We start from the raw sequence: 24,255 nt of genomic DNA, 5'->3' as shown, positions 1-24,255 counted from the left end.
GGGTGACGGATGACGGGTATTGTGCCTATGGCACAGTAAGATTAAGCGGCGTTGCGCAGTCCGGCGAGGAAGGTGTCGACGCTGTGCGACAGCGCGGATGCGTGATCGCCGAGCTGGCTGGACGTATCCAGCACATTGCCGGTAAGGGCGCGGGATTGGCCGGCGGCCTCGCTCGCGCCGGCGATATTGGCGGAGACTTCGACGGTCCCGGCGGAGGCCTGCTGCACGCTGCGGGCAATCTCCCGCGTCGCCGAGTCCTGCTGCTCGACGGCGGCCGCGATGGCGGTGGCGATCCCCGAGATCTCGCGGATGGTGCCGCTGATGTCGCCGATTGCGCTGACGCAATTGCCGGTGGCTGACTGGATCGCGCCGACCTGGCCGGCGATTTCCTCGGTCGCCTTCGCGGTCTGGCTCGCCAATCCCTTCACCTCGGCGGCGACCACGGCAAAGCCGCGGCCGGCCTCGCCGGCGCGCGCGGCCTCGATGGTGGCGTTGAGCGCCAGCAGATTGGTCTGGCTGGCGATCGCGCTGATCAGGCGCAGCACGTCGCCGATCTTCTCGGCGGATGCGGCCAGGCTCGTCACCATCTCGGTGGTCTCCTTGGCCTTGGCGACTGCATTGTCGGCGACAGGGCTGGAATGGGTGACCTGGCGGCCGATCTCGGTGATCGAGGAGGCCAGCTCTTCGGTGGCGGCTGCGACCGCATTGACGCTGGCCGACGCCTCCTCGGACGCGGCAGCCGCCGCCGTGGTCCGTTCCGAGGCGCCGTTGACGCTGGTGGTGATCTCGTTGGCGACGCGCTGCATGTCGCTCGACGACCGCGCGACCGCGGCGACCATGCCCTTGACGTCGGATTCGAAACGGTCGGCCATCTGCCGCTGCAACGCCTGCTGGTCGGCTGCAGCCTTCACCTTGTCGGCTTCCTGCGCGTCGCGCAGCGAAGAGGTCTCGATCATGCCGCGGCGGAACACGTCGACCGCCTTGGCCATGGTGCCGAGCTCGTCGCGGCGCTCGCTGCCGGGAATCGTGACGCTGGTATCGCCGCTGGACAGGCGGTTCATCACGGCGGTGATCGCGGTGAGCGGCCGGGACAGGCCGCGGCCGAGCAGGAACGCGAGCAACACGGCTGCGGCCAGGATCGCGACCGTGCCGAGGATCAGATTGCGCTGCGCGCTTGATGCGGCGGCTTCATAGTCGCTGGTGTCCTTGATGATCTCGAGCACGGCGACCGGTTCGCCGGCATAGTTCTTGATCTGCCCGAGATAGAGCTCCACCGCATGGCCGTCGAGCGTCGCGTCGCGCAGCAGTGCCGAACCGCTCATCACCCCCTTGAGCTCGTCCTGGGTCGCGACCACCGTGTCGCCGAAGGTCGAGGACAGCCGCTTGAAGCTCTGGCCGTCGAAGGAATGCACGGCGAGGTCGATGCCGAAGCGCTTCTTGGCGCGGTCGACGAATTCCTTGCCGAAGGCGGCGCCGACGTCGACATTGGCCAGCGTCTTGCCGTCGTGCATGATCGGGGTCATGCCGAAGATCGAAAGCGCTTCGCGGCCGGGCTCGACGCCGACGATCGGCTTGCCGGCTTTGATCGATTCCACCACCGTCGTGCGCCGCGCGGAGGCGTCATCGCCGAACAGCTTTGGCGCGTGGACCCGGTAGAAGCTCGTCGCCGGGGTCTGCCAGAACGAGATCAGCGGGATGCCCTGCGCCTTCATCGACGCCCAGGGAGCGCTGAGCAGCTTTCCGAGGCCATCGCGGTCGCCCCTAGCGATGGCATCCTCGACCGGCGGCAAGGCGGCGATGACAGCCGAGACCGCCAGCGCAGCGCGCCCCTCGTAGTCGATCGCTGCAATCACGCTGTCATATTGCAGCTTGAGCTGCTGATCGAGAGCCAGCCGGGTCAACGCGCGCTGCTGGCTGATGGAGAAGCCGCCGAGGATGGCGCAGGCGACTGCAACGGTCAGCGAAATCGCCAGGATCAGGCGGGCGGCAATCGATCGAAGCGTGAACATGGGACCAGCGGAACTCCAGGCATTAGCGCCGCCCGCAAAGTCTCAGAAAAAGCTTAACAACCGGGTGTTGTTGCGGCCGGTATTCGTGCCGCGACCGTTGTCGCCGGTGCTACTTTCGTACCGAGCGGCTGGAGCGGGATGGAGTTAGGTTGAATCAGTCGGACCGCAGACTCGCTTCGCCTCTCCCGATTGCGGGTGGGGGCTCTCTCCACGATGGGATACGCGGCGATACCCACCCCAGCCCTCCCCCTGCGCTGCTTGGCCTTTGTCCTTGTCCGGTTGATTGCACACAACTCAGCGGCATTCAGAATGGAGGATTAGCGGTTAATACACGCATAGCGTGCATCATTGCCTCGCCTGCGCTAGAGTTCAGACGCGGACAATTTCGATTCTCGACCGCGCCTTGCAAGCGAGCTTTCGATCAATGATCCAGCGCGGTCTGTCGATATTCGATCCGCCTCAAGACCTGGTCGACGCCTCCGGGGTGACACCCAAGCTGGGTGAAGACGAGCGGGTTGTCTGGATTGGCACGCCAGGATGGTTCAGTACTTTCTTCTGCTCAACGACCGTTCCTACGTGGGGAGCTCTTTTCCTGGCGCTTTTCGCGTACCACGGAATCTATACCCTAACACCCGAGCAACACGCCATTGAAGGGCTCGTAAGAGGACGATGGATAGTTGTCTGTGTGATAGTCACATTTGCTTTCATACCTCAGTTATTCGCGCTGCGCATAGGCGGGGCATTTGCGTATATTCTCACGACAGAACGAATGATCGTAAAAATCGATCAGACAAGAATGTTCGTCAGATGGCTTAGGTACTTCAAGCGCGTCGCCGATACGGATGGCTTTGCTGCATATGATTTGAGATACCTCAACGGCGCTTGCGTCTATGCCGGCTTGTGGTGCTACGGAAATGTAAGCGTCCGCCATATCGTCGGCTCGTTCGGCGAACTCAGATACGACACATATAAATCCGAACCAGTTTTTCGTGACCGCAGATTCGTAAAAGTCGGGCGCAGGTTGCCTCACTTCCGTTTGGCCGAGACACCTTGCAACGTGTACTTCGGTATCAAGGATGTGGGCAGGCTAGGTGATCTTCTTAATGATCAATGCGCGGCCGATATTGAGCGCATAGCGTCCCGGCGACGCTGACGCGAAAGCTGGAGGCCCGTCAAATGGGCTATTCGGAGGACCGCTCTAATTTGCAGGCATGTCTGGAACCGGCCCATCGCATCAGATCGCTGCGACGCCGCCCACGGAGCGGCGTTACTACCGAGACTACGATCGACCCGCTTATCGCGCCTACGGATATGACAACGGATATGATCGCGGATATCGCGGTGGATGCCGCACCGTCACGATCGAGCGCGACGACGGTTCGGTCCGCAGGATCCGCCGTTGCGACTAACAGTATCGGTTGGCGCTCACAAGAGCGCCGAGCTGAAAGAATTGGGAGCTATCCACTAAGGCCGCCTCAGTTGGCGGCCTCTTTCATTTCGCGAATGTCGCCTTGTTGGCCCTTTTCGGAAGTGCCGCGCTGGCTAATCGAAAGTCCCGGTGTTGAGGTGAAGCGGTCGTTACGATTGCGTGTTCCGACTTCTGAGTTTGACCCGAAGCGGGCCCTGCCTTTAGGCCGCCCTCGGATGTCCGCGGCCCGCATCTCGCGCCGTCTGCGTTGAAACCGAAACATTTTCTGGCCTGAATGATTTACTCTTGGGGCTTCGCAAGATGCGAGGCATTCATGAATCCTCTCTCGGCGGGCGACGTGTTCCTTACGGTCGCGATCATGAGCGCCACTTTCCTGCCCGAAATCGCTCTTTTCATCTTGATTGGGCTGATCTGAAAGGATCGCGCCGTACAGCGCGCTAGTTCTCCGTGATCTTGATGGTTGAGACCGGCCATCTTCCGTCATGACCTTTGATCGAAATCCGAAGCCCGTGCAATTCATCCAGCCAAACGTGCTCGACCGTGCCTGCTTTTCCATCTGTAAGGACGACGGCTTTGCCGATCAATTCGGCTTGTGCCTCGCCGTACTCATTCAGAATTCTTGACGCACGGCGCTTCACCGATGGCATTGCTCATCCAATTCGGCCGAGCCGTCTCAGCGGCGAACCTTGTCCCAGCGCTCGGCCGCTGGAATGATCGATGGTGATTGCTCCTCCAATTCGCGGAGCCGGTCGATTTGCTGTCTAAGTCCCTCTGGTAGTCCCGGCTCTGGCTTCAGCGACGCGCCCAATCTCTCGCCGATCTCTCGAACGATGGCGCGGCTGTGCGCGTGGTCAAGGTCAACGCGATGGTTCATGCAATTGCTCTCGTTCCCGTAAATGCAAACCCAGCCAAAGTCCGACATCGTAGCTACCGCCTCCGTAACCTCAGTGGAGGCACGGCCAGCGACTTTTGAATGGACCGGGAGACCGCCGCTTTTGGCTATCTGCGCGAGCGCTCGTTTTCACAACAGCGGGTCTTTGGTCGCGACCTTTGGCTATCCGCGACATGCGCGGACTTTCTACCAGCGAGGGGCGGTCTCGCATCTCTCTAAAGCCCGGCGTGCGCTTTCGTTCCTTGATCTCTGATCGCGACGCGATGTTCCATTCGGAGGAACCCGGAGTGGGAGGTCGACGCATCCCATCGAATGCCATCGTTGCGCGCGGGAACCATTTCTGAGAGTGTCCAGTTAGTTCATGGGGCGATGAAGGGACCATCGTCATGAGGACCAAATATCTCGCTGCGAATGCGATAGTTGTTCTTGCCGCTTGTAGCGGGCTGGTCGTGAATTCCGTCGGCTCGCTCTATCCCGAAAAGCAGTCCACGCTGTCCGCCAGACAAGTGGCGGACCGATTAGCTGGAACCTTGGATCCGTATTTGACACGGTCTGGTGGCTAACAGCCGGTGTAACTCAGAAAGCATTGGCGGCGCTCCTAAGTCATGAGGCATCGTGCCCGTGCGGCAAGTTGGGCTGTAACACATCCCATGGCGCTCGCACCCATACGTCGCGTTCTTCGTCTGTCAGAATTGAACGCTGCTTCTGCGTACGCCGCAACGTCATGTCCGTTACTTCCGATATTGGCCCAGGCCGTGTGAAAATCGTGTAACTTGCGGCGCACTGGTGCATTTCGCGGCCGCCGAGCTTCTAATTCGGTGGAAGCGAGCCCAGTGGCAACCAGGAACTTCATGTAGGCGCGGACTTGGTCGCGCGGAGGTCGGCCTCACGCCCGCATCGCCTCCAGCAATCCGCCTACGCCCAGGATCATCATCACGCGTTTCATGTTGTAGGCGAGCACGTTGAGCGCCATCTCGGCGGCCACCTTTGGCAGCTTTTTCGTGAGAAAGTGCGTTGCTCCCATCCAACACTTCAACGTGCCGAACGGATGCTCCACTGTCCGGCGGCGGACACCCATTGCATTGGCGCTGTGGTCGAGCCGATCCTGAACTTTCTCCAGAACGGCCTCGTGCTCCCAGCGTGAGATGCGGCGCTCGGGCCCTGTCGTGCACTGAGCTTTTAGCGCGCAGGTTTTGCAGGTGCTTGTCCAATAGCGACGCAGTGTCTTTCCATCCTCTACGTTCGTATAGTGATAAGTTAGTTGCTCGCCGGCGGGACAGCGATAAACATCTTCGGCGGCGACATAGACGAAGTCCTGTTTGCCGAAGCGGCCAGCAGCTTTGGCGCCCGAAGTCATCGGCTTCGGCAACGTCACCGTTATGTCGGCTTCCTCGCAGGCCCTGATCTCCTCTCCATCGTAATAGCCGCGGTCTGCCACGACTTCGAGGGTTTCGACAGCCATCTCGTCGCGTGCCTGCCCGGCCATTTTGGCGAGTTGGTGGCGATCGGTGCCCACGTTGGTCACCTCGTGAGCCACGATGAGATGATGTTGCGTATCAACTGCAATCTGCACGTTATAGCCAACAATCCCGGTGTCCTTGCCACTGGTCGCCATCGAGCGCGCGTCAGGATCGGTCAGCGAGATCAGAGCTGGCTCCGCAAATTCGGACAGTAGCTTGAGTGGATTTTCTGCCTGACAGCGGCGAGGATTCTTGCCGCGAATCAGGAGCGAAGATGACGAAGAAGAGCCGCCGGATGCATTCTCCGGCATTCAAGGCGAAGGTTGCTTTGGCTGCGGTCAAAGGCGACAAGACGCTGGCGGAGCTGGCGCAACTGTTTGATGTTCATCCGAACCAGATCACGATCTGGAAAAACCAGCTCCTGGAAGGCGCCGCCGGCGTGTTTGGGCATGACAAGGCGTCGGCCGAGACGCCGGTCGATTTGAAGGCGTTACATGCCAAGATCGGCGAGCTGGCGTTGGAAAACGATTTTTTGTCCGGCGCGCTCACCAAGGCGGGCCTGCTGAGCGCAAAGCGATGATCGACCGCGGTCATGATCTTTCTATCGTGCGCCAGGCGAAGGTCCTGAAGCTGGCTCGCAGCACGGTCTACTATGAACCTCGGCCAGTTTCGGCCGAGGACCTTGCCTTGATGCGTCGGCTCGATGAGCTGCATCTCGATTATCCCTTCGCGGGAGCGCGTATGCAGCGATCGTTGCTGCGGCGGGAGGGCGTATACGCCGGTCGCCGCCACATCGCGACGCTGATGAAGCGCATGGGGATCGAGGCGGTCTATCGTCGCCCGAACACGAGTAAGCCGGCACCGGGTCACAAGATCTACCCGTACCTGTTGCGCGGATTGAAGATCGAGCGGCCCGACCAGGCGTGGGCAATGGACATCACCTACATTCCGATGCGGCGTGGCTTCGTCTATCTCGCGGCGGTCGTCGATGTGTTCAGCCGACGGGTCCTGGCCCATCGCGTCTCGATCACAATGGAGGCGGCCTTCTGCGTCGAAGCGGTCCAGGAGGCGTTGGCGAAGCACGGCAGGCCCGAGATTTTCAACACGGACCAGGGCAGCCAGTTCACCAGCCTCGAGTTCACCGATGTGCTGCTGGACGCGAAGATCGCCATCAGCATGGACGGCAAGGGCGCCTGGCGCGACAACGTGTTTGTCGAGCGGCTCTGGCGCACGGTCAAATACGAAGAAGTTTATCTCCGCGCCTACGACAGCGTGTCCGAGGCGCGAGCGTCAATTGCCAAGTATCTGGCCTTCTACAATCAGGGACGCCCTCACTCGAGCCTTGACGGGCGCACGCCCGACGAGGCTTACTTCGGCACGCAAGCTATGGTGATGGCCGCATGACCGTCGCCGACGATTTTGTCGTCGCTCTGGTCGGGCTACGCCCTCCCGACGCAACGACAAAATCGTAAGGCCCCGCGTTCAGCATAACCCGGCAGGAATCCACTTAAATCCCGCGGGGCGCTGTCCAAACAACCGGCGCCAGCTCTATCTGCTTGTCCTCTTTCTTCATCATCTCCGCATTGATCGCATTGAGCCGACCGGTCTCCTCCTTGAGCTTCTCGATCTTGCCCTTCAACCTCGCAACTTTCGCCTCTGGCACTGTATCGCCATGCCGATCGGCGGTCTCGAGCTGCGAGAGATAGCGGGCGATGCTCTCGTCGATCCGCTCGAGGCGCCGCTTCATCTTCGCCTCGGTGAAGTTCTTGTCTCGCGCATTGACAGCCTTGAACTTCGATCCATCGATGGCGACGCTCGCTCCAACAAGCAGATCAAGCTTGCGGCACAGCGCGACGAACTCGCGGCAGACCTCACGAATGGCCTTGCCATTGTCCTTGCGGAAATCCGCGATAGTCTTGAAGTCCGGCGCCAACTGCCCGGTCAGCCAGATCATCTCGATATTGTGCTGGCATTCCCGCTCCAGGCGTCGGCTCGACGGCACGCGATTGAGGTAGCCGTAGATGTAGAGCTTGAGCATCATGCCGGGATGGTAGCCGGGTCGCCCCATGTCGAGTGGCTGGACGCCAACGAAGCCGAGCTTATCCAGATCGAGCCCCTCGACGAACACATCAACCGCACGCACCGGATTGTCCTCGGCCACGTAGTCGTCGAGCAGTGCGGGAAACAACGTGCTCTGCCCGCGATCAACTCCCTCCACGAATCCCGCCATCGCCCGTCCCCACCGATTCATTGGAGAATAATAGCAGAGACGGAGTTTTCACACGGCCTGGGCCCAAAACCGACATGCCGTTGTCACCCGGCGATATCAGGTTTTAGGGGGCAGAGCCGACATGGCGGATTCATGAGTACGCGCCCTGGTTCAACCTGACTTCATCGCGCTTTAGCGCGCTGTCGGCGGCGCGGAGAGATTGCCCACCAGGATCGCCTTGCCGGCATCCTCATACTGGGTGTCGCGGGCCTGGATCTGCTGCGCGATCGCGTGCATGTCGCGAAACCGCCGCTCGAACGGATTCTTGGCGAATACCGCGGTTGCCCCCGACATGTGATAGGCGATGTCGACCACGGCGGCCGACTGGTGGATGGTCCAGGTCGAGGCGATGCGGATCGCGATCCGATGCGCCTCGCTGATGGGATCGCCGCGCGACAGATCGCGCCAGACGTCGTTCGCCGTCGCGTAGAGATAGGCGCGAGCGGCGCGCAGGCTCGCCTCGGTGCGGCCGATCTGGCCCTGCACCGCGTTGTTGTCGCGCATCGCCTTGAGGCCCTGCGGGGTCTTGCCGCGGGCAAGTTCGGTCGCTGCATCCAGCATGGCGCGCGCGACGCCGAGCGAGGTGGCGGCAAAGCCCATGCTGAACACCATGTTGGTGGAGAGCTTGTAGAGCGGACCCGGTTCGCGGCACGCGGTGGGATCGTCGCGCAGCGCCGCGAATTTTTCCGGGATGAAGAGGTTGTCGACCGAGTAGGAATCGGTGCCGGTGCCCTTCAGGCCGATCACGTCCCAGACGTCGTACATCACAGCCGATGACATCGGGAACAGGATGGTGCGGATCTCCGGCGAGCCGTCGGCCTTCTTGCGCGGCGAGCCGTCGGCCTCGACAACGCGGACATGGGCACCGAGCCAGCTCGCCTGCCGCGAGCCCGAGGCGAAATCCCAGCGCGCATTGGCGCGGTAGCCGCCGGGCTCGGCGCGGACCTCATGGGCGATCGCGCCCCAGGCGAGAATCCCCGGCGCCGTGTTGAAGATCTCGTCAGCGGCGTCGGGCTCGAGATAGGCTGCGGTCATGGCGCAGACGCTGCACTGGCCGAGGCACCAGGCGGTTGAAGCATCCGCCTTGGCGATCTCCTCCTGCATCTGCATGAACGCTTCGAGCGTCGCCTCGGCGCCGCCAAAACGCTTCGGCAGCAGCGCGCGATAGAGCCCGTTCTCGACCAGCGCCGATGTGACGGAAGGCGTCAGCCGCCGCGTCCGTTCGATCTCGTCGGCTTCAGCTATGATCAGCGGCGCCAGCGCGCGCGCCCGCTCGACAAGGTCGAACCCCTGCGGCTTGTTCATGCGTTTCCTCGGCGCCTTCCGATGTTGTTGTTGGGCGGGTCAAGCGATGGTGGCTCATCCGGCTGGGGAGGGCAAGGCGGGACGGCGCCGACGCAGATCAGCTATCCAATCGCTGCGCCAGTGGTGATCGATCGACAGACGCGCTCAGGCCGCGGCGCGGCCGAGATCGAGCGACGGCTGGCGCTTGGTGGAGAAGCTCAGCGCCACGGCGACCGCGGCGAGGCCGATCGCGAAGGAACCGGCGTGCAGCCATGTATAGCCGTGGAACGTGTCGAACACGTAACCGCCGGCCCATGGCCCGAGCGCCATGCCGAGGCTCGCGAAGGCCGAGACCGCGCCGAACACCGTGCCCATGATCCGCGCGCCGAAGAACTCGCGCACCAGCACGGCATAGAGCGGCATCACGCCGCCATAGGCGAGGCCGAACACTACCGACAGCGCATAGAACTCGCCGAGCTGCGCCACCGCCAGATAAGTCGCGATCGACAGCGCCTGTACCAGCAGGCCGCCGACCAGCACCGGCTTGGCGCCGAGCCGGTCGGCGAGCACACCGAGCAGCAGCCGTCCGCCGAGCCCGGAGAAGCCGGCGAGGCTGTAGACCGTGACCGCGGTCAACGGCGCGATGCCGCATACCATGGCGTAGGACACCATGTGGAAGATCGGCCCGGAATGCGCCGCACAGCAGGCGAAATGCGCCAGTGCCAAGGTGATGAATTGCGGCGTGCGCAGCGCCTGCGCCACGGTCCATTCCGCTTGTGGCGCGTTCGCGGCCGCGCCAGTCGCAACGGTCGATCCGTGCGGCGCGGGGCGCACCAGGAAAGATGCCGGGATCAACAGCGCCCATGCGATGATGCCGATGACAAGCATCGCAAAGCGCCAGTCATAGGCCGTGATCAGCCAGCTTGCCGATGGCGCGACGGTCAGCGGCGATACGCCCATGCCGGCCGACACCAGCGCCACTGCGAGGCTGCGATGCTTGTCGATCCAGGCGCTGGCGAGCGCCATCATCGGCGCATAGAAGCTGCCGGCGGCGATCCCGATCACCACGCCGAAGCACAGCTGGAATTGCCACAGGCTCTGCGCCTGGCTTGCCGTCACGAGGCCAAGGCCGAGCAGCAGGCTGCCCGCCAGCACCACGATGCGGGTGCCGAACCGGTCGGACAGCGCGCCCCAGGCAAACGCCGCAAAGCCCATGCAGAGGAAATCCAGCGTCGCTGCTGCCGATATGCCGGCGCGCGACCAGCCCATCGCATCCGAGATCGGCTGCAGGAACACCGCGAGCGACAGCATGGTGCCGAAGCCGACGCAGGTCATCAGCGCGCCCGCGCCGACGACGACCCAGCCATAGTCGAACCGAGCGTCCTTGCTCATGCGTTTCCCCGGCGCTGTTGTTTTTGTGGTGCGCGCAGGGAGGATGGTGACCTATCTGAGGTCCGGGGGCAATATGACGGGCAACATGCCTCTCATTCCGGGATCAGCGGATTGTGAGTTGCGTGCGCGAGATGCCGCAGCGACGCGGCTAAAGCGCGATGAGATTGGGTTGAACCATCATCGCGCTTTAGCTTCTTGTTTGAGCATGATCTTTCGGAAAACCGCGTCACACTTTTCCGGATCATGCTCTACCCGCAATTCCACGCCCGCCCGATCGGCGTCCAGGTCCAGCACGGGCCAAAACTGCCGCCATTGTAGCGGCCGCGGTAGAATCCGGGGCGGCCGAAATAGTGCCAATCCCCGCCATACCAATATTGCGGCGAATAATCCGGGTAGCCGCGGGCCGCGCCGCGCGGTCCGAGCACTGGAATGGTTTCGTTGGGCGGCTGCCGGTAGCCGGGCAGGAAGCCATAGCCGTGCCAGCGGGCGCTCTGCCGCTTTTTCGAGGAAGCGGCCGCGCTCAGGTCCGGCTGCAGCAAGGCGAGGATAACGATCGAGAGAGACAGGATGCGCAACATCGCGGCAGCTTAGTCCGCACGTCGCGTCGTGGCGATTCAAATCATGGTGCGTTTTGTTGCTGGGACAAAAATGGGCAACAGGCGCGCCGGCTGCGGCGCGTCAGCTATCCACCTCAGGCTACTTTGCATGGGGTTGTTTTCGAGATTTTCGGTTCGGGCGGGACTGGTGTCGTTGTCGTCAAGCCGGCGACAGCTCGTGACGGCGCCTCAGGATGACGGGGTGATTGCTCAGCTTGCTCAGTGTCATCACCCGCGCATGCGGGTGATCCAGTATTCCAGAGACTGCAGTGCTTGAGCCGAGAGGCCGCGGCGTACTGGATCGCCCGGTCGAGCCGGGCGATGACAGTGGTGGACGAGGATATAGCCTCACATCCTCTCAGCTATCCACCTTGAGTGCGGCGATGAAGGCTTCCTGCGGGATGTCGACCTTGCCGAACTGCCGCATCTTCTTCTTGCCTTCCTTCTGCTTCTCCAGAAGTTTCCGTTTACGCGTGATGTCGCCGCCGTAGCACTTCGCGGTGACGTCCTTGCGCAGCGCGCGGACGGTTTCGCGCGCGATCACCTTGCCGCCGATCGCCGCCTGGATCGGGATCTGGAACATGTGCGGCGGGATCAGCTCCTTCATCTTCTCGACCATGGCGCGACCGCGGCCCTCGGCGCGGGTGCGATGCACCAGCATCGACAGCGCGTCGACCGGCTCGGCGTTTACCAGGATCTGCATCTTCACGAGATCGGCCGGCTTGTAGTCGGTCAGATGATAGTCGAACGAGGCATAGCCCTTGGAGACCGACTTCAGGCGATCGTAGAAATCGAACACCACTTCATTGAGCGGCAAGTCGTATTTCACCATCGCGCGGGAGCCGACGTAAGTGAGTTCCTTCTGCGCGCCGCGGCGGTCCTGGCACAGCTTCAGCACGCTGCCGAGATATTCGTCGGGGGTGAGGATCGTCGCCTCGATCCACGGCTCCTCGATCTCCGCGATCTTGACCACGTCGGGCATGTCGACCGGGTTGTGGATCTCGAACTCGGTGCCGTCGGTCAGCTTCATCTTGTAGATCACGCTCGGCGCGGTCGCGATCAGATTGAGGTCGAACTCGCGCGACAGCCGCTCCTGGATGATCTCCAGATGCAACAGCCCGAGGAAGCCGCAGCGGAAGCCGAAGCCGAGCGCGGCCGAGGTTTCCATCTCGAAGGAGAAGCTGGCGTCGTTCAGCCTGAGCTTGCCCATCGCGGCGCGCAGCGTCTCGAAATCGTCGGCATCGACCGGGAACAGGCCGCAGAACACGACCGGGATCGCCGGCTTGAAGCCGGGCAGCATTTCGGTGACCGGCTTCCTGTCGTCGGTGATGGTGTCGCCCACTCTCGTGTCGGCGACTTCCTTGATCGCGGCGGTGATGAAGCCGATCTCGCCGGGGCCGAGCTCCTCGACCTGCGTCATCTTCGGCGTGAAGAAGCCGACGCGTTCGATGTCGTAGGCGGCGCCGGTGCCCATCATGCGGATGCGGCTACCCTTCTTCATGGTGCCGTCGACGACGCGGATCAGCACGACCACGCCGAGATAGACGTCGTACCAGCTGTCGACCAGCAGCGCCTTCAGCGTCGCGTCGGCGTCGCCCTTCGGCGGCGGCAGGCGGGTGACGATCGCTTCCAGCACATCGGGAACGCCGAGGCCGGTCTTGGCCGAGATCATCACCGCGTCGGAGGCGTCGATGCCGATCACGTCTTCGATCTGTTGCTTGACCTTCTCGGGCTCGGCTGCGGGCAGATCGACCTTGTTCAGGACCGGCACGATCTCATGACCGGCGTCAAGCGCATGGTAGACGTTGGCAAGCGTCTGCGCCTCGACGCCCTGGCTGGCGTCGACCACCAGCAGGGAACCTTCGCACGCCGCCAGCGACCGCGAGACCTCGTAGGCGAAGTCGACATGGCCGGGCGTGTCCATCAGGTTGAAGATGTAATCCTTGCCGTCCTTGGCACGGTAGTTCAGCCGGACGGTCTGCGCCTTGATGGTGATGCCGCGCTCGCGCTCGATATCCATCGAATCGAGCACCTGCTCCTTGCCCGCCATTTCACGATCCGTCAGGCCGCCCGTCATCTGGATCAGGCGGTCGGCGAGGGTCGATTTGCCATGGTCGATATGGGCGACGATGGAGAAGTTGCGGATGTTCGAAATCGGGGCAGTTGTCATGGGGCGCGGGATAGCATCCGCACCCCCGCGCGGGCAACCATATTGCGGTATTTTGCAGGGGTGTGGCGGCGAATCACCGGGGTGTTTCAGTCAGGGCTGCCGCGATCGATTTTCGGGCAGGTTTCTGCTAGGTCTTTCGGCCCGAAACCCTCGCTTCGCCTGGTAGCGCCGAACAGCTGGAATCCGAGGATGAACGCGATCGAAGAGGCCAATGTCGCGGCGATCGATCAGGCCGGGAAACGCGGAACGGCTGTGCGATGGGTGGCGTGCGCCCATGTCTTGCTCGCACTGACGCTCTTGCTCGCACTGATGCCGGCACTTGCGCGTGCCCAAGACAGACGCGAGCTGCTCGACCGTCTGGTGCGCGCCTATCCCGACGCGCTGACCGGGCACGACGACACCACGATCACCTGGCGTGACGGCACGGTGATGGCGGTCGATGACGGCGTCGTCGGCAAGCCGTTCGATCAGATGCTGCGCAATGCGTCGATCCTCGATCAGATGCGGTTGTCCTATCCGTCCGGGCCAGCCGCGCCGCCGGCCCCGAACGCCGATCCCGGCCGTTTCCGCAACGAGGCCTTCTTCAAGAAGATGTACGGCGACTGCAATACGGATGAGGTCAGGCGGAACCTGGTGACGATCATTTGGCTGCCGCGATCCTGGGGCAAGCCGGTTCAGGTCACGCGGGTCAACGGCGTGGCCGAGCGTCTCAAGCAGGTCTCGGCCGAGATCGACGCGCTCGCTCCGGCGCTGCGCGCCGCCGCCTTTCCGATCGCCGGTGTGCTGTCGTGTCGCGCCGTCGCCGATACCGGCCGGATGAGCATGCATGGCTACGCCGCTGCGATCGACCTCAACCTGAAAGTTTCGGATTACTGGCTGTGGGCGGGCAAGGGCAGCACAATCGCCTACAAAAACCGCATGCCGCAGCAGATCGTCGACATTTTCGAGCGCCACGGATTCATCTGGGGCGGCAAATGGTATCACTACGATACCATGCATTTCGAGTACCGGCCGGAGCTTCTCGGAAAGTGAATCGGCCGGTTTGAGGCGTTCTCACGCCAAGCTGATTTCACTCGCCACAAAAACGCGCTAAAGCGCGCTGAACTGCTGGTGAGCATTCACTCATCGCGCTTCCGCTTCCATTCGGCATGATCCCTTCGGAAAACCACTTTCCAGTTTTCCGGGTCATGCCTTTAGGTACAGGCCATGTCGACCGTCTCCACCCTCCCTGCCGCCCGGCGCACCAGCCGCAAGCTGACGATCCGGCGCATCGCCGCATGGGTTGCCTCGCGCGCAACCAGTCCCGGGACCGGCCTGTGGCTCGTGATCGGCTTCGCGCTGGTCCACGCGATCTTTTGGACGCTGATCCTGATCAGGCTCAAGGCCGCGCAGGACGTCCATATGGATGTCGCGGAGGCCTATGCCTGGGGCCAGCGCTTCCTGCTTGGTTATGGCAAGCATCCGCCGCTGTCGGGCTGGATCGCCGGGGTCTGGTTCAGGATATTCCCGGTCACCAACTGGTCGACCTACGCGCTCGCGATGGCAACCGTCAGCTTCGCGCTGGTGGTGTGCTGGCTGATCGCGCTGCGGGTCGTCGATCGCCGCCGTGCGTTCTTCATGGTGGTGATGCTCGCGCTCTACCCGATCTTCAATTTCAAGGGCTTCAAGTACAACGCCGACCTCGCGCAGCTGGTGCCGCTGCCGCTCCTGGTGCTGGCCTATCTGAACGCGTTCGAGAAGCGCACCGTGAAATCAGGCCTCTGGCTCGGCTTTGCCGCCATGCTGGCGCTGATGACCAAGTACTGGGTGGTGACGATGATCGGCGCCATCGGGCTTGCTGCGCTGATCCATCCGCAGCGGATGCAATTCCTGCGCTCGCCGGCGCCATGGGTTGCGATCGGCACGATGGTCGTGGCGATGATTCCGCATCTGGTGTGGCTGGAGGAGGTGAACTTCCTGCCGTTCACCTATGCCGGCGATGTCTACGCGCTGTCGAGCCGCGCACTCAACGTCCAGCTCGTGATCGGCTACATCGTGCACAATGTCGGGCTGCTCGCGATTCCCGTCATGCTGGGGCTCGTGGCGCTGCTGCTCGGGTCGGTGCCGTGGCGGCCGTCGGACGTGCTGGCGCGGATCTGGTCGCGCGGACCCAATCCGGGCGTCAATCGTCCGCAGGCGCTCAACGTCTGGATCATCCAGTCGATCGTCGCGATCGGACCGCCGCTCGGCGCGTTGGCTTTCGAGGTCTATATCAAGACTGATTGGGGCATCCCGCTGTTCTTCCTGGTGCCGCTTGCGCTGGTTGCGATCCCCTCGCTGCGCGTCCCGCGCATGGCGCTGTTCTCGATATCAGCCGTCTGGTTGGTGGCCACGGTTGCCACGCTGATCGCTGCGCCCAGCATCGCCACGCAGGAGATGGCGTCGAGCCACAATGGCGCCTCGACCTACGCCGCGCGCTCCGAGCTCGCCCGCGAGCTCACCGAGACCTGGCAGGCTAAATTCCATTCGCGCTGGGCCGTGGTCGTCGCACGTTCCGACATCGGCGAGCCGATGACGTTCTACAGCCCCGATCATCCGGCGTCGCTGGTGCCGGGCGAGGCGTGGTCGTCGGGGCTGACATCACTCGACGAGGCCAAGCGCCTCGGCTTCATCGGCGTCTGCGACACCACCGATCCGGTGTTCCTGAAGCCGTGCGAGGCATGGATGGCGGAGAATGCCAGGGATGCCGAGCCGCTGGTGATGACCACCATGCGCTTCTTCAACGGCCATCCCTGCCCGTCGACGGTCTGGAAAGTCTATCTGGTGCCGCCGGCGAAGTAGCGCCGCGGCATCGTTGCCACCAACTGTCTTGAACAGTCGCCATTGCCGTTCCGTCATCCTGAGGTGCGAGCTCTTGCGAGCCTCGAAGGATGCACGGCCACAGTCGGGCCGTCGACCCTTCGAGACGCGCGCGATGCGCGCTCCTCAGGGTGACGGTGATGGCTTGGCCTAGCGGGCGGGCAGCCCTTACGTGCCTTCCTCGTTGAACTTGCTGGCGACGAGTTCGGCGATGGCGTCCAGTGCTTGCTGCGCCTGCTCGCCCTTTGCCGAGACCACGACCGTGGTGCCGGGCCCGGCGGCGAGCATCATCAAGCCCATGATCGAGGTGCCGCCGACGGTCTCGCCGCCGCGCGTGACCCAGATCTCGGCGTTGAAGCGCTCGACCATCTGGACGAATTTCGCCGATGCCCGCGCATGCAGGCCGCGCTTGTTGACGATCAAGAGCTCACGGGAAATGGCGCCCGCCGGCACGCCCGGGCCGACCTGGTTTTCGCCCGGGGCCTCGCCGCTCATTTGCCCGCGAGAACGCGGCTGGCGATCGTGACGTACTTGCGGCCGGCTTCCTGGGCCATCGCGATCGCGTCGGGCAGCGAACGCTCCTCGCGGACCTTGGCGAGCTTGACCAGCATCGGAAGATTGATGCCCGCGAGCACTTCCACCTTCGGGCGGCTCATGCAGGAGATCGCCAGGTTCGACGGCGTGCCGCCAAACATGTCGGTGAGGATCGCAACGCCGTCGCCGCTATCGACGCGGTTCACCGCCTCGATGATGTCGCCTCGACAGAGATCGGAATCATCCTCGGCGCCGATCGTAATTGCTTCAATTTGTTTCTGCGGACCCATGACGTGTTCGAGCGCGGCTCGGAACTCGTCGGCAAGGCGCCCATGGGTCACCAGCACTAGACCAATCATCGGAAACTCCTCGCGGGCGCCCTTTGGTGCACCGCACGAACGCGCCACTTTGACCATCCAGAGGCCCTGCGCAAGAGGGCATCTTGGCTAGTCTCCCTGTTCCTGGCGGTAGAGAGGGGAGGCTGCGCCGGCAAAATCCGACGCGATAGTGGATGTGATATGGTTACCAATTCCCTTCTCACAATTGGCCGCAAGATTACGGGAACATGAACTTTCAGGTTGTCGTCAGCGCAGCGACAACCAGCGGCAGGGGTTGGAAGCCGGTCGGTACGGGAATTCGCGGTATTGAAACACCATTAAGGCGAGTCTTGAGCGCCTCCGGCGACGGCAGCCGCGCGGCGTCGTCGGCCGCGAGGTCGACGACCAGCCCCACCACGGCCTCGTTTGCGAACGGGCAATGGCGGATTCCGAGGCCTCGGATTTCGATCAGGCCGGCCAATTGCTGTGCCGGGCGAACCCACAATTGTTCGCCGGCTGTGTCGAGATAGACACGGTCGTCCCCCACCAAAATGGCCGGCGGGAGCGCTCCGGTGCGCCCGGCGAGAATCAGCTCGAAGGCCAGACGCGACTTGCCGGCGCCCGAGGGGCCGCGGATCAGCACTGCACGCTCGCCGACCAGAACGGCGGATGCGTGCACGCTTGAATTGTCGCTCATAGTGACGGCAGCCTGACCACGAAGCGCGCGCCGGCAACTGTGGGCTGGCCATCTTGGTCCACCGGGCCAAGGCGGTTCTCGGCCCAGATGCGTCCGCCATGCGCTTCGATGATCTGCTTGGAGATCGAGAGCCCAAGGCCGGAGTTCTGGCCAAATCCCTGATGCGGCCGGTCGGTGTAGAAGCGCTCGAAGATCCGCTCCAGCGCGTCCTCGCCGATGCCGGGCCCGTCATCATCGACCACGATCTCGACCTCGCCGCGGCTGCGGCGACAAACGATGCGCACCTTGTCGCCCGGCTTGGAGAATGATTGCGCGTTCGACAGCAGGTTCGAGATCACCTGACCGAGCCGGGAATCATGGCCGGGCACCGAGAGCGTGTCGGTCGGTCCGCGGCCCTCGAAGCGGGCTTCGACGGCGACGTCGTGGCCGAGCCGGGTCTCGTTAGCGACGCTGGTCAGCGTCGTCAGCAGCCGCCGCAGATCGACCGGCGCCATGTCCTGACGCTGCAGCTCGGCATCGAGCCGGCTTGCGTCGGAGATGTCGGAGATCAGGCGGTCGAGCCGCCTGACGTCGTGCTCGATCACGGCGAGCAGCCGCGCGCGGCTGTTCTCGTTGCGCGCCAAAGGCAGCGTCTCCACCGCGGAGCGCAGCGAGGTCAGTGGGTTCTTCAACTCATGGGCGACATCGGCCGCGAACATCTCGATCGCCTCGATGCGGCTGTAGAGCGCGTTGGTCATGTCGCGCAGTGCGCCGGAGAGATGGCCGATCTCGTCGCGGCGCCCGGTGAAATCGGGAATCTCGACGCGGGTCTGGATGCGGTGACGGACGCGCTCGGCACCGTCGGCGAGCCGGCGTACCGGGCCTGCGATCGTGCTCGCCAGCAGCAGCGACAGCATGATCATGACCGCGGAGGCGACCCCGCCGATCTTGAGGATGGCGAGGCGCTCCGACATCACGAGCTGGTCGATGTCGTCGCCCTGCGTGGTCAGCATCAGTGCGCCGCGCACGGCGCGGAAATGCTGCACCGGAACGGCAACCGACACGATGATCGCGCCGCGCTCGGTGACGCGCACTGCGCTGCCCTTCATGCCCTCGAGCGATTGCGCGACTTCCGAATAGCCCTTGCCGCCTTCGGGGCCGAGCTCGCGGTAGATCGGCAGGTCGCCGCGGTTGAGCCAGGTCTTGATCGTGGCCTTGGTCTTGTCGTACAGCGACGACTTCTCCGACGGTGGCGGCAGCTCCATGCGCAGCACGTCGCCGCGCGCGAACAGGTTGCGGCTGTCGAGGATCAGGCCGCCATCGCGGTCGAAGATGCGGGCTCGCGTCTTGGTCGGCGCGATCAGGCGGCGCAGGATCGGCGCGACCCGTTCGGGATTGATCGGGAAATCCGCCGATTCATCCGGCTGGCCGAAGCTCTCGCCGGGCTTCAGGTCGAGCAGGCGGTCGGGATCGATCGTGACGGTATTGCCTTCGACGGTCGCCGAGGCGGCAATCGCCTCCGAGATGATCTCGGCATAGACCAAGAGGCTCTGCGTGCGCGCCTCGATCAGGCCGGCGCGGAATTGCGAGAGATAGAGGATGCTAGCGACCAGCGCGACGAGGCCGGCGAGGTTGAGCGAGACGATGCGGCGCGTCAGGCTCGAGAACGACAGCGCGAAGAAGAACTGACCGGCCCGGCGCAGCCAACCGAGCGGCCGGCGCCAGCCCTTTTCCTGCGCCAAGTCCTGCGCAACGTCGTCGGCCACGGCCTCGTGATCGAGGAGCTGGGACGCGTCCTCGGTGTTCAGTCCCTGCTCGAGCTGCGTTCGATCAAGCACTGGCAAAGCTGCCGGTTGGTATGGATGTCGTCCCGCGAAGCAAATGGTGGCCCGAGCTTACCCCAGCCGTGCGGACCCTGTCAGGTAACAAGCCGCCCGGGAAGTGCAGATCAGGCTTCCTTGAAGCGATAGCCGACGCCGTACAGCGTCTCGATCATCTCGAAATCGTCGTCGACCACCTTGAACTTCTTGCGCAGCCGCTTGATGTGGCTGTCGATGGTGCGGTCGTCGACATAGACCTGGTCGTCATAGGCCGCGTCCATCAGTGCGTTGCGGCTCTTCACCACGCCGGGGCGGGTGGCGAGCGCCTGCAGGATCAGGAATTCGGTCACGGTGAGCGTCACCGGCTCGTTCTTCCAGGTGCAGGTGTGGCGCTCCGGGTCCATCCGCAGCAGGCCGCGGTCGAGCGCGCGGGCGTCCGGCTCCTTCGGCGCGGCGGTCGGATCCTTCGGCTGGCCGCGGCGGAGCACGGCCTTGACGCGTTCGACCAGCAGGCGCTGCGAGAACGGCTTGCGGATGAAATCGTCGGCGCCCATTTTCAGGCCGAACAATTCGTCGATCTCTTCATCCTTCGAGGTGAGAAAGATCACCGGCAGGTCGGACTTCTGGCGCAGCCGGCGCAGCGTCTCCATGCCGTCCATGCGCGGCATCTTGATATCGAGGATCGCCAGATCGGGCGGCGACGTGCGAAACCCATCCAGCGCCGACGCACCGTCCGTGTAGGTCATGATGCGATAGCCTTCGGCTTCGAGCGCGATCGAGACCGAAGTAAGAATGTTGCGGTCGTCGTCGACCAGGGCGATTGTGGGCATGTGCTGCTTTCACAATTTGAGAGTGGCTTAAGCGGCGGGCACTCTGGCGACGCGCCGTGGAAATGGGCTTCGAACGCGGTCAACGAGCAATGCAAGCTGGGCTGAAGTGTGACCGAGTTCCGCAAAAACGCTGCGACCCAAGCGATGGACCCCATATAGCACCCTTAGACCCTGAGAAAAGGCCCTTTTTTCATGCGGAACCGGCCCGATTCGCCCATAAAATGATCCGATAGACCCATGCAACCGACCGCCGACTTCGACCCCGCCCGTCTTGCCCGCTCGCTGCTGCGCCGCAGCCGCCAGGGGGCGCTCGCCACGCTGATGACCGGGACCGGCGATCCCTATTGCTCGCTGGTCAATCTGGCCAGTCATCCCGACGGCTCGCCAATCCTGCTGATTTCGCGGCTGGCGCTGCACACCAAGAACATCCTTGCCGATAGCCGGGTGTCGCTGATGCTGGACGAGCGCGCCGAGGGCGATCCGCTGGAGGGCGCCCGGATCATGCTGGGGGGTAAGGCCGAGGAGGTCGCGGAGGCTGAGCGGGAGCTCGTCCGCCGGCGCTATCTCGGCGCCCATCCTTCGGCGGAAGCCTTTGTAGAATTTAAGGATTTTTCGTTCTTCTTGATAAAGCCGAGCGGCGCCCATCTGGTGGCCGGGTTCGGCCGTATCGTCGACCTCAAGCCGGCGCAGTTCCTGACCGATCTCGGCGGGGCCGAAGCGCTGCTGGAGGCCGAGCCCGGCGCGGTGGCGCATATGAACGAGGATCACCGCGAGGCCATGAACCTCTACGCCACGCGGCTGCTCGGCGCGGAAAGTGCCGACTGGCTCTGCACCGGCAGCGACCCAGAGGGCATGGACATGCAGGCCGGCCGCAACACGCTGCGGCTCGATTTCCCCGAGAGGGTCACCAACGGCACCTTGCTGCGCAAGATGCTCGTGCGGCTCGCCGGCGAGGCGCGCGCCAAGCAATAGCATCGCGATAATCTCAGGCCTTGTCTTGAACGGACGCCGCCGCTGCCGCGACCCAAGGCAGCGCAACTGAGGAAGGCAGCGCAGCGAGGCATGATGTCGCATGGCCGCTGCTCCTTGCGCGAACTTGCTGCGCCAGGAGCGAGGCCTATGAAGTCAGGCAACCATCTGGTCGTCACGCTGTGGCTTGCGCTGGCCGCGAGCAGCAGCCTGTCCGCACCGGCATTCGCACAGCAGGGCAGCGTCGCAGCGCTCAGCGCCAGGATCAACGCGCTCAGCCGCGCCGGCAAATATGCCGAAGCGCTGCCGCTGGCGCAGGGCCTGCTCGACAGCCTCGAAAAGAAGTACGGGTCCGATAACCGCGATGTCGCGGCGGCGCTGAACAATCTCGCCCAGATCTACGGCGCGCAGGGCCGCGACGCCGAGGCCGAGCCGTTGTTGAAGCGCGCCATCGCGATCCTCGACCGAGTGTCGGGTCTTGATTCCGCCGATGCCGCGCTCTATCAGCGGCAGGAGCGCTATGCCGATGCCGAGCCGTTGTTCAAGCGGGCACTGGCAATCCGCGAGAAGGCGCTAGGTCGAAACCATCCCGATCTCGGCCAATCGCTCAACAATCTCGCGACGCTGTACGAGAAGCTTGGCCGGCACGCGGAATCCGAGCCGCTGTTCAAGCGGGCGCTCGCGATCTACGAGAAGGCGGCTGGTCCGGAGCATCCCGCGGTCGCGACCCTGCTCAACAATATCGGCCAGGTCGAGAAGGTGCAGGGGCGCTATGCGGAGGCCGAACCGCTGATCAGGCGCTCGCTTGCGATCCGCGAGAAAGTGCTCGGGCGCGAGCATCCCGATGTGGCGCGTTCGCTCAACAATCTCGCCGATCTCTATGATCGGCAGCGCCGTTATGCCGATGCCGAGCCGCTCTATCAGCGCGCTGTTGCGATCCGGCAAGGCGCGCTGGGACCCGATCATCCCGATCTTGCGATATCGCTCAACAACCTCGCCGGGCTCTACCAGGCCGAAGGCCGCAGCGCCGACGCGCTGCCGATCGTCGAGACCTCGATCACGAATGGCCGGGCGCAGCTCCGCATAGCGCTGCCGGTCTTGCTCGCCGCGCAGCGCCAGCAATTGCTGACCGGCGACAGGGCGCTCGACGCTGCGCTGAATGTGGTCCAGCGCGCCACGCAGTCATCGGCGGCGTCGGCCGTGAACAAGCTTGCGGTGCGGCTTGCCGCCGGCACCGACCGTCTCGCGCAGCTGGTGCGCCGCGACCAGGACCTCGCGGCGGAAGCCGAGGCTCTCGACAAGTCGCTGCTGTCGGCGGTGTCGAAGGACCGCGCCAAGCGCGACGCCGCGGCCGAGGCGCGCAGCCGCGCGCGGCTCGCCGCCATCGCGACCGAGCGTGCCGGCCTGCAAAAGACCTTTGCGATCGAGTTCCCCGACTATGCCGCGCTGTCGAATCCCTTGCCGATGACCGCGCGGGAGATCCAGGCGCTGCTCTCGCCCGACGAGGCGATGGTGCTGTTCGCGGTCGCTAACAAGGAAAGCTTCGTGTTCGCGCTGACCCGCGACGCGGTCGACTGGAAGCAGGTCTCCCTCGGCGGCGATGCGCTGTCTGCCAAAATTGCTGCATTTCGCCGCGGGCTCGATATCGGCAAGGCGAGCGATGCCAGCGGCAAGGCCGGCCTGTTCGATCTCGCACTGGCCAATGAGCTCTACGCGGCGCTGCTCGGCCCGGTCGATGCGCTGGTCAGGGACAAGCGCAGCCTGCTGGTCGCGCCTGTAGGAGCGTTGACAGCGCTACCATTCCATTTGCTGGTCACCGAGCCGCCGCCTTCAGCGATTCCCGAAACATTTGCCGGCTATCGCGACGCGGCATGGCTGTTGAAGCGGCAGGCGGTATCGGTGTTGCCTGCGGCTTCCAGCCTGAAGGCGTCGCGCGTCTTCGCGCGCAAGGAGCAAAGCACAAAGCCGCTGACCGGCTTTGGCGATCCGCTGTTCAATCCGTCGCGCGAAGGCTCGGGCGCCAATCGCACCGCGGTCAAGCAGGCCTCGCGCGCGCTGGTGACGTCGGCCTACACCGATTTCTGGCAAGGCGCCGGCGTCGATCGTGCGCGGCTTGCCGCCGCGCTGCCGCAACTGCCTGACACCGCCGACGAATTGAATGCGGTCGCAAAGGATCTCGGCGCTGAAGCCTCCGACATCCATCTCGGCGCTGACGCGAGCGAAACTGTGGTGAAGCGCGCGCCACTGGCTGACTACGCAATCATCTATTTCGCAACGCATGGCCTGGTTGCAGGCGATGTGAAGGGAGTTGCGGAACCTTCGCTGGTGTTGAGCATTCCTAATCAGCCGTCAGACCTTGACGACGGACTGCTCACCTCGAGCGAGGTCGCGCAGCTCAAGCTCAACGCCGATTGGGTGGTGCTATCTGCGTGCAACACGATCGCCGGCGACAAGCCCGGTGCCGAAGCCCTGTCAGGGCTGGCGCGCTCGTTCTTCTATGCGGGCGCGCGAGCACTGCTGGTGTCGCACTGGTCGGTGGATTCGGAGGCCGCAACGCGGCTGACCATTTCGACCTTCGATCGCCTGAAGGCCGATCCCAAACTGGGACGCGCGGAGGCGTTGCGCCAGGCGATGCTCGCCTATCTCAACGACACATCCTCGGCGCGAAATGCATACCCGGCATTCTGGGCGCCGTTCGCCCTGATCGGCGAAGGCGCGGCCCGCTAGCTGGCACCTTTTGTGCATCGCAACGCCTTGTACGCAGCGAGAA

General features: G+C 63.7%; 18 protein-coding genes and 2 pseudogenes. 6 read left to right on the top strand and 14 right to left on the bottom strand.

Annotated elements, in window-relative coordinates:
* Positions 1–41: 41 nt before the first annotated feature.
* Positions 42–2,009 carry a methyl-accepting chemotaxis protein gene (locus HAP54_RS09175; RefSeq protein WP_166299463.1) on the bottom strand — a complete coding sequence of 656 codons (1,968 nt, stop codon included), beginning with the start codon at positions 2,007–2,009 and terminating at the stop codon, positions 42–44.
* Positions 2,010–2,433: 424 nt separating this feature from the next.
* On the opposite strand from HAP54_RS09175, the gene HAP54_RS09170 reads away from it, so the two are divergent.
* Complete coding sequence (locus tag HAP54_RS09170; RefSeq protein WP_166299462.1) at positions 2,434–3,162, top strand: hypothetical protein; 729 nt, start codon at positions 2,434–2,436, stop codon at positions 3,160–3,162.
* 713 nt (positions 3,163–3,875) lie between these two features.
* Here HAP54_RS09170 and HAP54_RS09165 read toward each other — a convergent pair.
* The 3 genes and pseudogenes from HAP54_RS09165 to HAP54_RS09155 all read right to left on the bottom strand — a co-directional run.
* A complete protein-coding gene (locus HAP54_RS09165; RefSeq protein WP_166299461.1) occupies positions 3,876–4,085 on the bottom strand; it encodes a PRC-barrel domain-containing protein in 210 nt (69 codons plus the stop codon).
* A 26-nt stretch (positions 4,086–4,111) separates the two neighbouring features.
* Positions 4,112–4,312 (bottom strand): hypothetical protein, encoded by a 201-nt coding sequence (locus HAP54_RS09160; protein WP_166299460.1) that lies wholly within the window; start codon positions 4,310–4,312, stop codon positions 4,112–4,114.
* A 904-nt stretch (positions 4,313–5,216) separates the two neighbouring features.
* Positions 5,217–5,975, bottom strand: a pseudogene (locus tag HAP54_RS09155) (transposase); the annotation flags it as partial.
* 89 nt (positions 5,976–6,064) lie between these two features.
* Between HAP54_RS09155 and HAP54_RS09150 the strand changes: the two are divergent.
* Positions 6,065–7,194 (top strand): IS3-like element ISRj2 family transposase gene (locus HAP54_RS09150; RefSeq protein WP_166204126.1). Its coding sequence is split into 2 segments (ribosomal slippage): positions 6,065–6,317 and positions 6,317–7,194, totalling 1,131 coding nucleotides; the frame shifts between segments, so codons are not numbered across the junction.
* 139 nt (positions 7,195–7,333) lie between these two features.
* On the opposite strand, the pseudogene HAP54_RS09145 reads toward HAP54_RS09150, so the two are convergent.
* From HAP54_RS09145 to lepA, 5 genes and pseudogenes are all read right to left on the bottom strand, one after another.
* Positions 7,334–8,020, bottom strand: a pseudogene (locus tag HAP54_RS09145) (transposase); the annotation flags it as partial.
* Between the two features lie 171 nt (positions 8,021–8,191).
* Positions 8,192–9,364 (bottom strand): acyl-CoA dehydrogenase family protein, encoded by a 1,173-nt coding sequence (locus HAP54_RS09140; RefSeq protein WP_166299459.1) that lies wholly within the window; start codon positions 9,362–9,364, stop codon positions 8,192–8,194.
* Between the two features lie 144 nt (positions 9,365–9,508).
* Positions 9,509–10,735 carry an MFS transporter gene (locus HAP54_RS09135; RefSeq protein WP_166299458.1) on the bottom strand — a complete coding sequence of 409 codons (1,227 nt, stop codon included), beginning with the start codon at positions 10,733–10,735 and terminating at the stop codon, positions 9,509–9,511.
* A gap of 248 nt (positions 10,736–10,983) precedes the next feature.
* Positions 10,984–11,313, bottom strand: coding sequence for a hypothetical protein (locus HAP54_RS09130; protein ID WP_166299457.1), 330 nt, complete (start codon positions 11,311–11,313; stop codon positions 10,984–10,986).
* A 376-nt stretch (positions 11,314–11,689) separates the two neighbouring features.
* Positions 11,690–13,501 carry a translation elongation factor 4 gene (gene lepA / locus HAP54_RS09125; protein ID WP_166299456.1) on the bottom strand — a complete coding sequence of 604 codons (1,812 nt, stop codon included), beginning with the start codon at positions 13,499–13,501 and terminating at the stop codon, positions 11,690–11,692.
* On the opposite strand from lepA, the gene HAP54_RS09120 reads away from it, so the two are divergent.
* On the top strand, positions 13,442–14,533 hold the full coding sequence (locus HAP54_RS09120) for a M15 family metallopeptidase (RefSeq protein WP_339156837.1): 1,092 nt from the start codon (positions 13,442–13,444) through the stop codon (positions 14,531–14,533). The genes lepA and HAP54_RS09120 overlap by 60 nt on opposite strands.
* A gap of 174 nt (positions 14,534–14,707) precedes the next feature.
* Positions 14,708–16,321 (top strand): glycosyltransferase family 39 protein, encoded by a 1,614-nt coding sequence (locus HAP54_RS09115; protein WP_166299455.1) that lies wholly within the window; start codon positions 14,708–14,710, stop codon positions 16,319–16,321.
* Positions 16,322–16,507: 186 nt separating this feature from the next.
* On the opposite strand, the gene HAP54_RS09110 is transcribed toward HAP54_RS09115, so the two are convergent.
* From HAP54_RS09110 to HAP54_RS09090, 5 genes are all read right to left on the bottom strand, one after another.
* Positions 16,508–16,834 carry an HPr family phosphocarrier protein gene (locus tag HAP54_RS09110; RefSeq protein ID WP_166299454.1) on the bottom strand — a complete coding sequence of 109 codons (327 nt, stop codon included), beginning with the start codon at positions 16,832–16,834 and terminating at the stop codon, positions 16,508–16,510.
* The gene (locus HAP54_RS09105; RefSeq protein WP_166307613.1) at positions 16,831–17,232 is read right to left on the bottom strand and encodes a PTS sugar transporter subunit IIA; all 402 of its coding nucleotides are present in this window, start codon (positions 17,230–17,232) and stop codon (positions 16,831–16,833) included. Before HAP54_RS09105 ends, HAP54_RS09110 begins: the two co-directional genes overlap by 4 nt.
* Positions 17,233–17,446: 214 nt before the next feature.
* The gene (locus tag HAP54_RS09100; protein WP_166299453.1) at positions 17,447–17,887 is read right to left on the bottom strand and encodes an HPr kinase/phosphorylase; all 441 of its coding nucleotides are present in this window, start codon (positions 17,885–17,887) and stop codon (positions 17,447–17,449) included.
* Positions 17,884–19,632: a stimulus-sensing domain-containing protein gene (locus HAP54_RS09095; protein WP_414645789.1), complete on the bottom strand. Its 1,749-nt coding sequence runs from the start codon at positions 19,630–19,632 to the stop codon at positions 17,884–17,886. The genes HAP54_RS09100 and HAP54_RS09095 overlap by 4 nt, the downstream gene beginning before the upstream one ends.
* A gap of 182 nt (positions 19,633–19,814) precedes the next feature.
* Positions 19,815–20,516: a response regulator transcription factor gene (locus tag HAP54_RS09090; RefSeq protein WP_016843287.1), complete on the bottom strand. Its 702-nt coding sequence runs from the start codon at positions 20,514–20,516 to the stop codon at positions 19,815–19,817.
* 237 nt (positions 20,517–20,753) lie between these two features.
* Here HAP54_RS09090 and HAP54_RS09085 point away from each other — a divergent pair, with 237 nt between their 5' ends.
* The gene (locus tag HAP54_RS09085; protein WP_166299451.1) at positions 20,754–21,488 is read left to right on the top strand and encodes a HugZ family protein; all 735 of its coding nucleotides are present in this window, start codon (positions 20,754–20,756) and stop codon (positions 21,486–21,488) included.
* Between the two features lie 147 nt (positions 21,489–21,635).
* A complete protein-coding gene (locus tag HAP54_RS09080) occupies positions 21,636–24,212 on the top strand; it encodes a CHAT domain-containing tetratricopeptide repeat protein (protein WP_166299450.1) in 2,577 nt (858 codons plus the stop codon).
* The last annotated feature ends 43 nt before the right edge of the window (positions 24,213–24,255 follow it).

Source organism: Bradyrhizobium sp. 2S1 (genome assembly GCF_011516625.5).
Taxonomy (GTDB): Bacteria; Pseudomonadota; Alphaproteobacteria; order Rhizobiales; family Xanthobacteraceae; genus Bradyrhizobium; species Bradyrhizobium septentrionale.
The sequence above is the reverse complement of the archived record's forward strand: the minus strand, read 5'-3'. Positions and strand labels throughout refer to the sequence as shown.